The 15,615-nt window shown below is 46.3% G+C and carries 16 protein-coding genes; all 16 read right to left on the bottom strand.

Annotated elements, in window-relative coordinates; all coding sequences use genetic code 11:
- Positions 1 to 361 precede the first annotated feature (361 nt).
- A complete protein-coding gene (lysS, locus tag OQ477_RS20405; RefSeq protein WP_265973572.1) occupies positions 362 to 1,861 on the bottom strand; it encodes a lysine--tRNA ligase in 1,500 nt (499 codons plus the stop codon).
- A gap of 89 nt (positions 1,862 to 1,950) precedes the next feature.
- On the bottom strand, positions 1,951 to 2,952 hold the full coding sequence (gene dusB, locus OQ477_RS20400) for a tRNA dihydrouridine synthase DusB (RefSeq protein WP_007409948.1): 1,002 nt from the start codon (positions 2,950 to 2,952) through the stop codon (positions 1,951 to 1,953).
- A gap of 21 nt (positions 2,953 to 2,973) precedes the next feature.
- Positions 2,974 to 3,183, bottom strand: coding sequence for a helix-turn-helix domain-containing protein (locus OQ477_RS20395; protein ID WP_032872207.1), 210 nt, complete (start codon positions 3,181 to 3,183; stop codon positions 2,974 to 2,976).
- Positions 3,135 to 3,638, bottom strand: coding sequence for a 2-amino-4-hydroxy-6-hydroxymethyldihydropteridine diphosphokinase (folK, locus tag OQ477_RS20390; protein ID WP_032872206.1), 504 nt, complete (start codon positions 3,636 to 3,638; stop codon positions 3,135 to 3,137). Before folK ends, OQ477_RS20395 begins: the two co-directional genes overlap by 49 nt.
- The gene (gene folB, locus OQ477_RS20385) at positions 3,635 to 3,997 is read right to left on the bottom strand and encodes a dihydroneopterin aldolase (protein ID WP_003150671.1); all 363 of its coding nucleotides are present in this window, start codon (positions 3,995 to 3,997) and stop codon (positions 3,635 to 3,637) included. Before folB ends, folK begins: the two co-directional genes overlap by 4 nt.
- On the bottom strand, positions 3,990 to 4,847 hold the full coding sequence (gene folP, locus OQ477_RS20380; RefSeq protein WP_082999161.1) for a dihydropteroate synthase: 858 nt from the start codon (positions 4,845 to 4,847) through the stop codon (positions 3,990 to 3,992). Before folP ends, folB begins: the two co-directional genes overlap by 8 nt.
- Positions 4,828 to 5,712, bottom strand: coding sequence for an aminodeoxychorismate lyase (gene pabC, locus OQ477_RS20375; RefSeq protein ID WP_038456703.1), 885 nt, complete (start codon positions 5,710 to 5,712; stop codon positions 4,828 to 4,830). Before pabC ends, folP begins: the two co-directional genes overlap by 20 nt.
- Positions 5,709 to 6,296: an aminodeoxychorismate/anthranilate synthase component II gene (gene pabA, locus OQ477_RS20370; protein ID WP_038456701.1), complete on the bottom strand. Its 588-nt coding sequence runs from the start codon at positions 6,294 to 6,296 to the stop codon at positions 5,709 to 5,711. The genes pabC and pabA overlap by 4 nt, the downstream gene beginning before the upstream one ends.
- A gap of 6 nt (positions 6,297 to 6,302) precedes the next feature.
- Positions 6,303 to 7,724 (bottom strand): aminodeoxychorismate synthase, component I, encoded by a 1,422-nt coding sequence (pabB, locus tag OQ477_RS20365; protein ID WP_024084798.1) that lies wholly within the window; start codon positions 7,722 to 7,724, stop codon positions 6,303 to 6,305.
- Between the two features lie 167 nt (positions 7,725 to 7,891).
- Positions 7,892 to 8,818, bottom strand: a complete 927-nt coding sequence (gene cysK, locus OQ477_RS20360; RefSeq protein WP_007615206.1) for a cysteine synthase A — start codon at positions 8,816 to 8,818, stop codon at positions 7,892 to 7,894.
- Positions 8,819 to 8,893: 75 nt separating this feature from the next.
- Complete coding sequence (locus tag OQ477_RS20355) at positions 8,894 to 9,784, bottom strand: peptidyl-prolyl cis-trans isomerase (protein WP_105938184.1); 891 nt, start codon at positions 9,782 to 9,784, stop codon at positions 8,894 to 8,896.
- Positions 9,785 to 9,829: 45 nt separating this feature from the next.
- Complete coding sequence (gene hslO, locus OQ477_RS20350; RefSeq protein WP_004264606.1) at positions 9,830 to 10,705, bottom strand: Hsp33 family molecular chaperone HslO; 876 nt, start codon at positions 10,703 to 10,705, stop codon at positions 9,830 to 9,832.
- 10 nt (positions 10,706 to 10,715) lie between these two features.
- Positions 10,716 to 11,492 carry a type III pantothenate kinase gene (locus OQ477_RS20345; RefSeq protein WP_007409940.1) on the bottom strand — a complete coding sequence of 259 codons (777 nt, stop codon included), beginning with the start codon at positions 11,490 to 11,492 and terminating at the stop codon, positions 10,716 to 10,718.
- A gap of 148 nt (positions 11,493 to 11,640) precedes the next feature.
- Positions 11,641 to 13,560, bottom strand: coding sequence for an ATP-dependent zinc metalloprotease FtsH (gene ftsH, locus OQ477_RS20340; protein ID WP_007615201.1), 1,920 nt, complete (start codon positions 13,558 to 13,560; stop codon positions 11,641 to 11,643).
- A gap of 97 nt (positions 13,561 to 13,657) precedes the next feature.
- A complete protein-coding gene (gene hpt, locus OQ477_RS20335; protein WP_004264611.1) occupies positions 13,658 to 14,197 on the bottom strand; it encodes a hypoxanthine phosphoribosyltransferase in 540 nt (179 codons plus the stop codon).
- A complete protein-coding gene (tilS, locus tag OQ477_RS20330) occupies positions 14,194 to 15,612 on the bottom strand; it encodes a tRNA lysidine(34) synthetase TilS (RefSeq protein WP_265973571.1) in 1,419 nt (472 codons plus the stop codon). The genes hpt and tilS overlap by 4 nt, the downstream gene beginning before the upstream one ends.
- Between the last annotated feature and the right edge of the window lie 3 nt (positions 15,613 to 15,615).

The raw sequence follows: 15,615 nt of genomic DNA, 5'->3' as shown, positions 1-15,615 counted from the left end.
TTCGTCCTGAGCCAGGATCAAACTCTCCGATAAAGTAGTTTGACTGACTACGCACATCGCTGTGCGATTTATTTAAAACTTTGAATTAACAGGTACGTTTTGTCTTGTTTAGTTTTCAAAGATCATTTTGTCTTTCGTCCAAGCGACTTTATTATTATATCTTATCAATCTCTTGAAGTCAACAACTTTTTAAATTTCTTTTTTTCGTCAGCGCCTTGTTTAGCGGCAACGAATAATAATATACCACCTCGCAAATAATAGTGCAATAGTTTTTTAAAAGAAAATCAAAAAAGTTTTACGAGCGGCTTGTTTCTAAAAAAGCGCCGTACTGCGATAAGCAGAAACGGCGCCTTCCCTTTTATTAGCGTTGTCTCATTTGAGGGAATAATAAAACGTCTCTGATAGACGGAGCATTTGTTAACAGCATGACAAGGCGGTCGATACCGATACCCAATCCCCCGGTCGGCGGCATGCCGTATTCAAGAGCTTCAACGAAGTCTTCATCCATCATATGCGCTTCATCGTTTCCTTCTTCTCTTTCTTTTAATTGCGCTTCAAAGCGTTCCCTCTGGTCAATAGGGTCATTCAGCTCCGTAAACGCATTAGCGTGCTCACGGCCGACGATAAACAGCTCAAAACGGTCTGTAAAGCGAGGGTCCTCCGGATTTTTCTTAGCAAGAGGAGAAATCTCTACAGGGTGGCCGTAAATAAATGTAGGCTGAATGAGTGTTTCTTCAATTTTTTGTTCGAAGAATTCATTAATGATATGACCTACCGTCATTGAATTTGTGATCTCGATACCATGCTCTTTTGCATGACCGCGCGCTTCTTCAACAGTCATCTCATTCCAGAAATCTACACCTGTCGCTTCTTTGACCGCATCTACCATGTGGAGTCGTTTCCATTCAGGTTTCAGATCAATCTGCTCTTCTCCGTACTGGATTGTGGTGCTTCCAAGCACTTCCTGCGCAATATGTGCAACGAGGTTTTCCGTAAGGCTCATAATATCTTTATAATCGGCGTACGCTTCATACAGCTCGATCATCGTGAATTCAGGGTTGTGGCGTGTAGAAACACCTTCATTACGGAACACACGGCCGATTTCGTAGACTTTTTCCAATCCGCCGACAATCAGGCGTTTTAGGTGCAGTTCAATCGCAATACGCATATAAAGAGGCATGTCGAGCGCGTTATGGTGCGTGATGAACGGGCGTGCAGACGCTCCTCCCGGTATGCTGTGCATCGTAGGTGTTTCAACTTCTAAGTATCCATGGTCATCTAAGTATCTTCTCATCGCTTGGATGATTTTGCTGCGTGTGATAAACGTTTGTTTGCTGTCAGGGTTTACGATGAGATCGAGATAGCGCTGGCGGTAACGCTGTTCAACGTCTTTTAACCCATGATATTTATCAGGAAGAGGACGCAGTGCTTTTGTCAGCAGTTCAAAAGATGTCGCTTTGATAGAAAGCTCGCCTACGTTTGTTTTGAAAACTTTCCCCGTGATGCCGATAACGTCTCCGAGGTCTGAAGATTTAAAGATTTCATATTGTTCTTCGCCGACACTGTCTTTTCTTACGTAAATTTGAATTTGACCTTCTAAGTCCTGCAGATGCGCAAAGCCGGCTTTCCCTTTTCCGCGCTTTGTCATCATACGGCCTGCAATGGTCACTTCGATCGCTTTTTCTTCCAGTTCTTCTTTAGAAAGCTCCTGGTAGGCGTCAATGATCTGTTGAGATTGATGCGTTCTCTCGAAACGTTCGCCGAAAGGGTCAATGCCGTTTTCTCTCAGCTGGTTCATTTTATCTCGTCTGACTTGCAGCTGGTCGTTCAATTCCTCATGATTTTGCTCTTCTTGACTCATTGGTATCACTCCGTTACATTTTGTTTTCACGAAAAAGCAGAAAAACTGCCAGCGGTAAGCTGGCAGTGAGCAGCAATAGAGGGTGTATATTAACCTACTTTTGCATCTTGAAGCTCTTTTGCCTCTGCTTCGGCGGTAAATGCATCTAAAAGCTGCACAACTTCTTCACGCGTCTCACATTGGTTAATTTCGTTGCGTACATTCGCATTGCCTCTGACACCTTTCAGGTACCAGGCAGCGTGTTTTCTCATTTCTCTGACTGCCACATTTTCGCCTTTTAACTTAATCAGGCGATCTAAGTGCAGCTTGCATACCGACATTTTTTCACGGACTTTCGGTTCGTCTTTTAACTCACCGGTTTCAAGGTAGTGCACCGTACGGTAAATCATCCACGGGTTGCCGAGTGCGGCCCGGCCGATCATGACGCCGTCAACTCCTGTTTCCTCAAGCATGCGTTTCGCGTCCTGAGGCGTTTTGACATCACCGTTTCCGATGACGGGAATGGAGACGGATTGCTTCACTTCTTTAATGATATCCCAGTTCGCAGTGCCTTCATACATTTGCACTCTTGTGCGGCCGTGCAGGGCAACGGCTTTTCCGCCGGCACGTTCAACGGCTTGGGCGTTTTTCACCGCATAGATGTGCTCTTCATCCCAACCCATTCTCATCTTCACTGTAACCGGCTTATCAACAGCATCTACTACTGCGGATACCATTTCATAAATCTTATCAGGATCGAGAAGCCATTTGGCGCCCGCATCACATTTTGTAATCTTGGGTACGGGACATCCCATGTTAATATCAATAATATCAGCAGTCGTGTTTTGATCTACAAATTTCGCCGCTTCTACAAGGGTTTCCTTTTTCCCTCCAAAAATCTGAAGGCTGAGCGGTTTTTCACGTTCATCAATGTAAAGCATCCCCATTGTTCTGGCGTTGTTGTAAAGAATCGCTTTGTCACTGACCATTTCAGCGCATACCAATCCGGCTCCGAATTCCTTTACAGTCAATCTGAACGCTGAGTTGCAGACACCGGCCATAGGGGCAAGCACAACCCGGTTTTTCAATTGAATATCACCGATTTTAAACATTTTTCCCCTCCTTTCATTTGTCTATTTTTCAGGCGGGGCCAATTCGTCCGCACTTATATTTAAAACATCTGCCGCATCTTGAATGATGGCATCTGATGGCAATCGGTTTCCGCGTTCAATTTCACCGACAATAGAAACTGATACACCTAATGCTTTTGCAAATCCTTCTTGAGTATAACCTTTCAGCTTTCTGAATGCACGAATTCGCCTACCCCAGATTTCTGCTTCCATACTCTTACACCTTCTTGGTTTGTTTCAGCGCTTACCGTGATATGATCCGCCTGCGGACATATTTCTTTTAACGGCGCAAGGACAAATAAGCGCTCATACATTCTCGGATGCGGAACAATCAGCCGCTCTGTTTCAATATTTTCACGATTATACAGCAAAATGTCAAGGTCTGCCGTCCGCGGTCCCCAGCGAATCTCTCTCGTTCTGCCTAATTCAGCTTCAATGCTCTGCGTTACGTCAAGAAGTTCAAAAGGAGATAACGCCGTTTTCACTTCAACCGCCATATTAAGAAACTGATCTTGATCCTCATAGCCGACAGGATCTGTTTCATATATGGAGGACACCTTTGACACCGTCACGCCATGATGGCGGCTGAGCATGGCCACTGCCTGGCGCAAATAATGTTCACGGTCGCCCATATTGGAACCGAGGCCGATATATGCCGTATTGTTCATGATTTCTTTCTCGTCATTTCTATGGCTACTGATTTATAATGGCCAGGAATCGGCGGGTCAGGCTTAACAACCTTTACCGTACATTGCTGCACCGGCTCAAATTTCTCAAGGACGGTGTCTGCGATCCGTTCCGCAAGGGTCTCGACCAAATTAACGGGCTCGCCCTCAACGATGCCGCGGCAGACACTGTACAATTCCGCATAGTTAATGGTATAAGAAAGGTCATCCGTTTTTCCCGCTTTGCTCAAATCCAGTTCGGCAGTCAGGTCTACTTTGAAGCGCTGGCCGAGTTTGTTTTCTTCTTCGAACACGCCGTGATATCCGTAAAACTCCATACCTTCCACATATACTTTATCCATAATGTGCGCCTCCTTTGTTCAACATAGCATCCATCATCTTAGTCATTCTTGCGATCTCTTTGACATCGTGCACCCTCACAATGTCGCAGCCTTTCTGGACGCCAAGGCATACTGTCGCTCCCGTTCCCTCGGCACGTTCTTCAGGGGGAAGGTCAAGCACACGGCCGATGAACCTTTTTCTCGATGTCGCCAGGAGCAGCGGATAACCTAACCCGCTGAACACCTCCAGCTTGTTCATGACAGCCAGATTGTCCTCATAGTTTTTCGCAAAGCCGATCCCCGGATCCAGAATCATATTTTCATCTGTGACGCCGGCTTCTGCGGCAATTTTTACGCTTTCCATCAAGTCTGCAAGCATATCAGGAATAAGATCGTTGTAGTTTCTTTCCATGCGATTATGCATTAAGATAATCGGAACCCCGTGTGCGGCGGCTACTGACGCCATGTCAGGGTCACCTTTCGCCCCCCAGATGTCATTAAGGATAGAGGCTCCCGCTTTGACTGCTTCATCTGCCACGGACGCTTTGTACGTATCGATTGAAAGCGGAATGTCCAGCTCGCTTGTAATCCGTTCTATGACGGGGATGACTCGTGACATTTCCTCATCAGCCGACACGAGTGATGCGCCGGGCCTTGTCGATTCGCCGCCGATATCTATGATATGCGCCCCTTCTTCAGCCATCTTCGCCGCATGCAGAAGCGCCCTTTCCGTACTGTCGTATTTACCGCCGTCAGAGAAGGAGTCTGGCGTTACATTTAATATCCCCATAATGAGCGTCTTCTCTTTATAGGACAGAGCGCCTTTTTTTGTATGAATCAGTTTAGGCTGTTCAATTGTTTGCTGCGCCATTTTGTTCCTCCTCCTGTACATTCATTTTGTTTATTTCCTGCTGATACTGCTTACGGAGCAATTGCACCGTTTTTCCGCTCACTCCGGGCAGCGGCACTTCCTCTATTTTAGAAAACGGGATGATTTCAAGCACGGAGTTTGTCAACCATGCTTCATCCGCTTCAAGCATTGATTGAAAACGGAATCGGCCTTCGGTGACTTCTGTCCCCTGCCGTTTCAATTCATCAATAACAAACTGTCTCGTTACGCCGTCGAGAATGCCCGTATCCAAGGATGGTGTAAAGACCTTGTCTCCTTTTCGCCAAAACACGTTGGAGACAATGCCTTCCGCGACATCCCCTTCTCCGGTCAGGAAAATGCCTTCAAGATTGGGATCATTCCCGATCTCCCGTTTAGCATACATGTTGTTTAAATAGTGATGGGATTTTAACCGGAAATATCCTTCAGGCGTATTTCTCCTGATAGAGAGAAGCCTGCCTTCTTTTTGAACAGGCAGAGTTTCCGGATTGAGCCGGTTGACGAAACAAAGGACGGTCGGCTTTTCATAAGTCTGCGCGGCAAACCCTTTATCGCTGACGCCTGCCGAGATGTTAAGCCGGACACGTGCGCTGCCGTCCTTTATGTCATTGAGGAGCAACAGTCTCCGAAGCATATTAAGCAGTTCCTGTTTGTTCACCTCATATGCAATCTGCAGATCCCGAAGCGCCCTGTTGAGCCTGGCGACATGCGCATCCGGCAGAAACGGCCGGCCGCTGTAAAGCCTGAACGTCTCGAACGCGCCGATCCCGTACAGATAACCATGGTCAAAAGGAGAAAGCGCCGCTTCTTTCTCCTCTATATATTGACCATTCAAATATATAATCACACCGTCACTTCCTTTTTGCGGTGTGTCTCTATAAAGTTTCTGAGCATCTCTTTGCCGAAGGAGGTCATGATGGATTCCGGATGGAACTGAACACCTTCAACAGGAAGCTCATTATGGCGGATTGCCATAATTTCTCCTTCTTTGGTTTGAGCGGATACCGTAAAACAATCCGGCAGCGTGTCCGCTTTGACAATAAGTGAATGATACCGGGTGGCGACCAGCGGATTTTGCAGGCCTTTAAAAATCGTCTTTCCGTCATGCATAACTTCTGACGTTTTGCCGTGCATGAGCCGCTCTGCTCTGACGACGTCGCCGCCGAATACTTGCGCAATCGACTGATGCCCGAGACATACGCCGAAAACAGGAATACTGCCGGCAAAATGTTTGATGGCTTCGAGGCTGATCCCCGCTTCATCAGGACTGCACGGCCCGGGTGAAATCATTAAGAAGTCCGGACCCAGCTCTTCAATCTGCTCAATCGTAATCTCGTCATTCCGTCTGACGATCAGTTCCTCCCCGAGCTCACCCAAATATTGAACCAAGTTGTACGTAAATGAATCATAATTGTCAATCATTAAAATCATCTCTGCTCACCTCGTCTGATTTTTTGTCTCTTCTTCGCTCAGCTCTAACGCCTTTTTCATCGCAAAAGCTTTTTTGAACGATTCCTTGTATTCATGCTTCGGAACCGAATCAATGACCACTCCTGCACCGGACTGCATAAAAGCATGTCCGCCGGCTGCATAGATCGTCCGGATCACAATGTTAAACTGCAGATCTCCGTTGAATCCGAACCAGCCTATAGATCCAGTATAAAGCCCCCGTCTTGTCGGCTCAAGCTCTTCTATAATTTCCATCGTTCTCACTTTGGGCGCTCCCGTGATGGTGCCCCCCGGGAACACCGCATGAATAATGTCTGTCGCGTCATATCCGTCCTGCAGCTCTCCCTGTACGTTTGACACGATATGCATGACGTGGGAATACTTTTCGATCGCCATAAATTCGTTAACCCGCACGGAGCCGTAGCGCGATACGCGCCCGAGGTCATTGCGCTCAAGATCCACAAGCATGACGTGTTCCGCACGTTCTTTTTCGTTGTGAATTAATTCATCAGCCAAGGCCTTGTCTTCAGCATCGTCTTTTCCTCTTGAACGCGTACCCGCGATCGGTCTCGTTTCAAGCTTCTTCCCCTTCTTTGTCACCAATAGCTCCGGCGACCCGCATATCACTTGAAACCCCGGTGTCTCGAGATAGGCCATGTAAGGAGACGGATTGACGTTTCTCAAGTGTTTATACACCTCATACGGATGAACGGATAAGGACTGAGACTGCCTGATGGACAAATTAACCTGGAACACATCGCCGCTCGCGATATATTGTTTAATTTGTTCTACAGCCTGCGAGAATCCTTCTTCAGTGAACGGAGCGGCGTACGATCCGTCCCCATTCCGATTCAGCGGTGAAAAAGGCTCGTCCGCCGTTTGGAGGGAACACCACATGTCCTCTAAGCCGGACAGCTTTTCTTCCGCAAGATCCGCTTCTTCCGCTTCAGTATGGGTAATGAGCCATAACGCCTCTTCCTCATGGTCATAAACGGCCACATCATCAAAAACAAGAAAGTAAATATCAGGTGTTTCCAGATCATCTAACGACAGCATCTTAAAATTCTCAATATATCGGGCGTAGTCGTAACTGATAAAACCAATCGCACCGCCCTGAAAGTCCGGAAACTCAACGTTTGTTTCCGTTCCGAGCGTTCCAAACCATTCATGAAAGGCCCGCAGCGGGTCACCTTCTTTAAACAGTGTTTCCCCCTCATGCTTGATCGTTGTAATTCCGTCTTTCCCTCTGACGGACGCAATCGGATCTAGACCGGCTATACTGAATCTTCCCCCTCTCGCGCTTTCGAGCAGAACATGCCGTTTTCTCGATTTCGAAAGGTTTTCATATCGCTGTAAAAATGCTTGTTTCGTAAAAGGTATTTTTCTTCCTGCCGGTCTGCGTTGTGCCATCATATCAATCCTCTGCTTCGTTTTACTGTAGTTTTATTTTAAAGCAATCACACTGGTGAAAAAAGTGAATTTCACTTCCAACCATAAAATTCGAAACGTTTTTTGGATTTTCGATGCTTCAGGCACAAAAAAACTCCCGGATACAGCCGGGAGCCGTGTGTATGTCTCTATTCAAACTGATAAAGCGGTGTGCTTAAGTAACGTTCTCCGTTACTAGGGATGATCGCAAGCACTTTCTTGCCTTTCCCCAGTTTTTTCGCGATTTCCAGTGCCGCGTAAATGGCCGCTCCGGAAGAAATGCCGCCGAGAATCCCTTCTTCTTTTGCCGTTTTACGGGCATATTCAAATGCATCCTCGTTTTTGACGGGAATGATTTGATCATAGATATCCGTATTCAATGTTTCAGGGACAAATCCCGCTCCGATACCCTGAATTTTATGCGGGCCCGGTTTTCCGCCGGAAAGAACCGGAGAATCCGCCGGCTCTACCGCATAGATTTTGATGGATGGATATGCTTCTTTCAGCACTTCGCCCGCTCCCGTGATGGTTCCGCCGGTACCGATTCCGGCCACGAACGCATCAAGCTGGTCGTCACCAAACTGTTCTACGATTTCTTTCCCCGTCGTTTGGCGGTGAATTTCCGGGTTTGCCGCATTGTTGAATTGCTGAGGCACAAAGTATCCGTGTTCCTCGGCAAGTTCTTCCGCCTTTTTAATGGCGCCCTTCATTCCTTCTGCGCCGGGAGTCAGCACAAGTTCCGCTCCGTATGCACGCAGCAGATTGCGTCGCTCCATACTCATTGTATCAGGCATAACGAGAATGGCTCTGAGACCTTTAGCCGCTGCCACCATCGCAAGACCGATCCCTGTATTTCCGCTTGTCGGTTCAATGATTGTGTCGCCGGCTTTTAATTTTCCTTCTTTTTCAGCCGCTTCTATCATCGCCACTCCGATCCGGTCTTTTACGCTGCTGCCCGGATTCATGTATTCAAGCTTCAGATATACATCTGCGCTGTTTTCATCCGTCAGGCGATTCAATTTCACAATAGGAGTATTTCCAATTAGTTCAGTAATAGAATTTGCAATACGCACCATGTTGGACACCTCAATTTCCGACTAAATTTATTGGTATTATAAATATAAGTTATCAATTTCAAAATTTTTTGTCAATCATTTAGTTCTTTTTTCCCCGTAGAACCAAGAGACCCCCGCCTCTTTCCACAGCGTTTTGACTGTCGCCTTGTCACCTAATTGATCCATCGCGATCTGGCGTCTGATTTGGCTCTTCACTTCATTGTATGAGAAAGTTCTCGCTTTAAGCTTTTCTTTCAGCTGAATGACGGCGTATCCTGAAGAAACTTTAATCGGTTCAGCGGACCATTCATCTTCTTTAAGATTTTTAGCTTCTGTGATATACGCCTGCGGGATATTTTCCTGGTTTTCTGTCACAAAGCCGAGGTCTCCGCCATACTGTGACGTGTATCTGTCCGTGGAACGCTCAGCGGCGACGGCTTCAAAGCTGGAACCGCCTTTCAAATCAGCAAGCACCCTGTCCGCCTCATCTTTGTTTTTGACGACGATGTGCCGGATTCTGTAGGAATCATCGAAATGGTACAATTCTTTATTTTTATTATAAAATGATTGCATTTCCTTATCCGATATATCGATGTCCTTCGTCAGCAGTTCTTCAAGAAGAATGTTGTAGCGGATCTGGTCTCTCCATTCTTTTTCGGTAATATGGCTGTCTTCATAAAATGAATTATTCACCGCTTTGATTAAAAGAAACTCCCGCTCCAATTCGCTGTTTGAAACTGTGAGTTTATTCTTTTTCGCAAGCTCTTTCACTACTTGTTCATTAATCATGTCTTCCAGAGTTGATTTTCCGTACTCGTCTTCCATCTTTTTCATCCAGTCTTGCCGTGTGATATGTTTATCACCGATTGTCGCGATGGATTCTTCAGATGACCCTGCGGCTTGGGATTTTGTTAACTTATACGCCACTGTCACACTGCATACTAACAGCGCCGCTACAATAATCGTCAAAAGTGTTCTCGATTTCAAAATCTACCCCATCCCTTTTATAAAATAGAACAACCCGCTAAAGAGCTAGCGGGTTGTTTCGTCACGAAGCTCTTCCAGTTCTTCTTTTGTAAATAAATATTTCTCATTACAAAAATGGCAAACCGCTTCGGCTTTTCCGTCTTCTTCTATCATATCTTGTATTTCTTTTTTGCCTAGTCCTAAAATGGCCGTTTCGAATCGATCTTTTGAACAAGAACAGTGAAATTTGACCGGCATTGTTTCGAGAACGTCCGGTTTTTGACCCAGAACTTCTTCTAAGATTTCTTCCGGTGTCAGGCCTTTTTGAATCAATTTTGAAATCGGTTCGATTTGAGATAATTGCTTTTCAATTGTTGAAATGGTTTCTTCATCAGTCCCCGGAAGAAGCTGAATGATGAACCCGCCCGCAGCGAGAATGGTGTTATCAGGATTTACTAGAACACCTACGCCGACAGATGAAGGGACTTGTTCAGAAGAAACAAGGTAATACGTGAAGTCGTCACCGAGTTCACCCGAGACAATCTCTACTTGTCCCGTAAAATAATCACGCAAGCCCAAATCTTTTACGACACTGAGTGTTCCGTCAGTTCCGACCGCCCGTCTGACATCCAGTTTCCCTTGTTCATTGAGGTCAAAATGAACGTGCGGGTTTGATACGTATGCTCTTACCTCACCCTTTGCGTTCGCATCCGCGACAATGGCTCCGATCGGGCCGCCGCCTTCTATTTTGACTGTCAGCTTATCTTCACCCTTAAGCATCGCTCCGAGCATCAGAGAAGCTGTCATCGTTCGGCCGATTGCGGCTGATGCCGTCGGCCACGTGTCATGCCTTCTTTGCGCTTCATTTACCATATCTGTCGTTCTGGCTGCATAAGCCCGCACTTTACCGTCATATGCAATTGCTTTAATTAAATAATCCATCGTTTACCTCCTATACGTGACCCACGCGATTTCGCTCATAAATGATTTCCAGCCCTTTCAGAGTGAGAAACGGGTCAACAATATCAATACAGTCTGATTCGTTTGCGATTAATGACGCAAGCCCGCCTGTCGCAATGACTTTCGGTTCCTGTGTTGCCTGCCATTTCATCCGCTTCACTATACCTTCAACTTGTCCGACATAACCGAAAAGGATGCCGGACTGCATGGCGCTTACCGTGTTTTTGCCGATGATATTGTCCGGACGGGCAATTTCAATTCTCGGAAGCTTCGCCGCACGTGAGTACAGCGCTTCTGTTGAAATCGTAATGCCGGGAGCAATCGCCCCGCCCATGTATTGTTTGTTTTCATCAATGTAGCAATACGTCGTCGCAGTTCCGAAATCAACAACAATTAAGGGGCCGCCATACTGCTGGATCGCCGCAACGGCATTGACGATCCTGTCAGCTCCCACTTCTTTCGGATTGTCATACTTTATATTTAAACCTGTTTTCATTCCCGGGCCGACAACTTGCGGCTCGATGTGAAAGTATTTTGTGCACATTCTTTCTAAAGAGAACATAATCGGCGGCACCACGGAGGAGATGATAATCCCTTCAATCTGTTCAAACATGAGTCCGGAATGTTCAAATAAGGAACGGAGCAGCATGCCGAATTCGTCTTCTGTTTTGTGCCTGCTCGTTTCTATGCGCCAATGATATTCTAATTCCCCATCATGATATACACCAATCACGGTGTTGGTGTTCCCCACATCTATAACCAGTAACAACCTCTATCACCACTTTTGAATAGTTTCTAATCATAACATTTTCAACATTCTACAATACCATACACGATCTGCGGCTCTTTTGTAAACAAAACGGAACCAGTAAAAAAACCGCCGGTATACGCCGGCGGTTTTCATATCAGAAAGCGAACTATTCTTTCGGCTCGTCTTTCTTTTCGTCTTCTGTTTTAGACAGGATGTTTACTTTCACATCGTCTTTTTGAAGATGGTCATCTGAGAAATTGCGCTCAGGGAGTTTTCCGTGGTCCACGAGATGCTTGATTTGTTCCGCATCTAATGTTTCCACATCAAGCAATGTCTGAGCAATCAATTCAAGCTTATCGCGATTTTCAGTCAGGATGGTTTTCGCACGCTCATAACATTCTTTAATGATGCGCTGAATTTCCTGATCGATTTCGTAAGCGATCTGATCACTGTAGTTTTGCTCGTTGTTGAAATCCCGGCCCAGGAATACTTGACCGCCTTGAGATTGACCGAACTGAAGCGGTCCGAGTTTTTCTGACATACCGAACTCTGTCACCATTCTTCTGGCAATGCTCGTTGCCCGCTGAAAGTCATTGTGAGCCCCCGTGCTGACTTCGCCGAAGATAATTTCCTCGGCAACCCGTCCGCCCAGAAGACCGACAATTTTATCGAGAAGTTCAGGTTTTGTCTGGAAGTAACGGTCTTCTCTCGGAAGCATGACCGCGTATCCGCCCGCCTGCCCCCTCGGAACGATCGTTACTTTATGAACCATATCGGCTTCATCCAGCACAAGTCCGATAACGGTGTGACCGCCCTCGTGGTACGCCACGATATTGCGTTCTTTTTTCGATATGACGCGGCTCTTCTTCGCAGGACCCGCAATGACACGGTCCGTCGCTTCATCAATGTCGCGCATATCAATTTTCTTCTTGTTTTGACGGGCAGCAACAAGTGCCGCTTCGTTAAGAAGGTTTTCTAAATCGGCGCCTGAGAAACCGGGTGTTCTTGAAGCGATCGCTTTTAAGTTCACCGTTTCATCAAGCGGTTTGTTTCTCGCATGGACCTGCAATACGGCTTCACGGCCGATGACATCCGGACGGTCTACCGTAATCTGACGGTCAAAACGTCCCGGACGAAGCAATGCAGGGTCGAGAATGTCCGCACGGTTTGTCGCAGCGATAATAATGATTCCTTCATTCGCACTGAAACCGTCCATCTCTACAAGCAGCTGGTTAAGCGTCTGTTCGCGTTCATCATGCCCGCCGCCAAGACCTGCGCCGCGCTGACGTCCCACCGCGTCGATCTCATCAATGAAGATCAGGCAAGGCGCATTCTTTTTCGCATTTTCGAATAAATCACGCACACGGGAAGCACCGACACCGACAAACATTTCAACGAAGTCAGATCCGCTGATGCTGAAGAAAGGAACGCCCGCTTCACCGGCTGAGGCTCTCGCAAGCAATGTCTTACCGGTTCCCGGAGGTCCGACCAGCAGCACGCCTTTAGGGATTCTGGCGCCAAGCTCGGCGAATTTGCGAGGATCTTTCAGAAACTCAACAACCTCAACAAGCTCCTGCTTCTCCTCATCCGCGCCGGCTACATCTTTAAACTTCACGCGTTTCTTTTCTTCCGTATACAGCTTCGCTTTGCTCTTCCCGAAGTTCATGACACGGCTGCCGCCGCCCTGAGCCTGATTGAGCAGGAAGAAAAACAGAATAAAGATGATGACAAACGGAATGATCGTCGTTAAGAACGTCACCCACCCGCTTGTTTCCTGTGCGGGATCAACTTTTACGTCCGTCTTTTTAATTGCATCAAATATCTGGTCTGCTCCTTTTCCTTCAGGAACATGTGTTAAAAAGTACTGGTCTTTGTCGTATTTTTTCAGCTGTCCTTTTACCTCATAAACACCTCTGACAGGCTGAACCGATACGCTATCAACTTTCCCCTCATCGAGGTTCTTGATAAACGTACTGTACGACATATTTTCTGTTTTCGGGTTTGAAGTCTGGAAGTAACTCACAACCCCGATTACTACTAATAAAATAAGTAAATAAAAAATGGTATTACGGAAGACCCGATTCATTCCTTACCTCCTCCCACAGTAAGCACAACTATGTTCAATAGTACCATAGAAAATCATTCCAATACAACCGATAACCATCTCGGAAGCAGGCAGCCGATCAGCTTTCATAAATCGCCGGTTTTAATACTCCGATGTAAGGCAGATTGCGATAGCGTTCGGCATAATCAAGTCCGTAACCCACAACAAACGCGTCAGGAACTTCAAAGCCTACGAAGTCTGCTTTAATGTCCGCTTTTCTTCCGCTTGGTTTATCCAACAGGGTAACAATCTTAATTGATTTCGCTTTACGATATCGGAAGAGTTCTACGAGATAGCTCAAGGTTAACCCACTGTCGATAATATCTTCAATGATTAAGATGTCCCGGCCTTCTACAGATGTATCCAAATCTTTGATGATTTTGACTTCTCCGGAAGAAACCGTGGAATTTCCGTAGCTTGATACATCCATGAAGTCCATTTCCAAATATGTATCAATATGCTTTATAAGATCAGCCATAAAAGGAAGCGCTCCCTTTAACACACCGATTGCCAACGGAAACGTGTCGCTGTACTCGCTTGTTAATTGTTCTCCAAGCTGTTTTACTTTCTGCTGGATCTCATCTTCTGAGATCAGCACTTTTTCGATATCCTGTTTCATGTTAATGCTTGCCCCCTACACTTTTCATGCTGTCTATATTGTAATACAATGCGGTCACTGTTTGAAATCACAAGATCGTCAAAGATGGATTTTTTCAAGCCAGGCAGCCAGATAATTTCACCGCTCGCATCCGTTACAATCGGCCATTCGTCCCGATCCCGCAGAGGCAGTTTATGATCAATAAATATATCTTTCACCTTTTTCGAGCCATTCATCCCTTTAAGTTTGATCCGGTCGCCGATTTTTCTCGTCCGGATTGTTAAAGGAAATTGCACCTTGTTTCTGCTTGTCATAAAAACAGCATTCCCATTTTTGATATGAGGATCAGCCTGATCGGCCACCTCTATCATAAAGCCGTTGGGGAGAACAGCAGTCTCGCCTTCCGCTCCTTGCAGCTGCAGCTCAAAGGGAACTTTTTCACATTGCCATTGTTCAAATGTAAACAAACATGTCTGATATGATTTGACCACCTTCAGCCCTTTCGGAAAATCAAGCACTCCCGAGGCGCTTCCATTTTCCGCCCATTCGAGAAACTGCTGTATGTGGCGGGCGGAAAACGACGATGGAACGTTTTCATAAAGATAGTTTAATATTAGTTGAACTCCTCTTCTTTGTAAAGGTATCGGAAGGGCAAGCAATTGAGAGGAATTGACTTCAACCGATGTGTCAGACTTGCTTGTAATAACCTTATTCATTCGTTCTTTCGTTAATGACTGCAGGTATTGTTCGTCTTCTGTCAGTGCTTCACTCACCTTTTGAAACATTTTATGAACGTCAGGTGATTCTTGTTTTAAAAAAGGAAGCACGGTCTTTCTGAATCTGTTTCTTGTATAATCGTCTTTTGCATTGCTCTCATCCGTTCTGTAGCTGAGCCCTTCTTGACGGCAGTATTCAAGGATTTCATCCTTTGCCGCATAGAGGAAAGGCCTGATCAGCCAGCCGGATGCAAATTCGCGGACGGGCTGCATTCCCGCAAGCCCTGCCCCGAGCGTACCTTTCGCAAGCCTCATGAGCATTGTCTCAACCTGGTCATCGCCATGATGAGCCAGCGCCAAAAACTTCGCTTGGTGTTTTGCCATCAGATCTTCGAAAAACTGATATCTGCAATCACGCGCGGCAGCCTGCTTGTTCAGCCTATTCTTCTTTGCGTATGCAGAAACATCAATCTGTACCGTTTCGCAGAGGATGTGTTCCGCTTCGCAATATGACTGCACAAACTTCATATCTTCTTCAGATTCAGGACCCCTGAACTGATGGTCGACATGCGCCGCTATGATAACGGAGGAATGCCCGAAGTGCTTATTCAGCATACTGAGAAGCGCCATTGAATCAGGGCCTCCGGAGACCCCGGCAATAATCGTTTCTCCCTCCGCCTGAAGATGATATGTTTTGAAAAAATCTTCCACGCTTTTCACAAT

It is taken from the genome of Bacillus sp. ChL18 (assembly GCF_026241425.1).
In the GTDB taxonomy this organism is placed as follows: domain Bacteria; phylum Bacillota; class Bacilli; order Bacillales; family Bacillaceae; genus Bacillus; species Bacillus velezensis.
The sequence above is the reverse complement of the archived record's forward strand: the minus strand, read 5'-3'. Positions and strand labels throughout refer to the sequence as shown.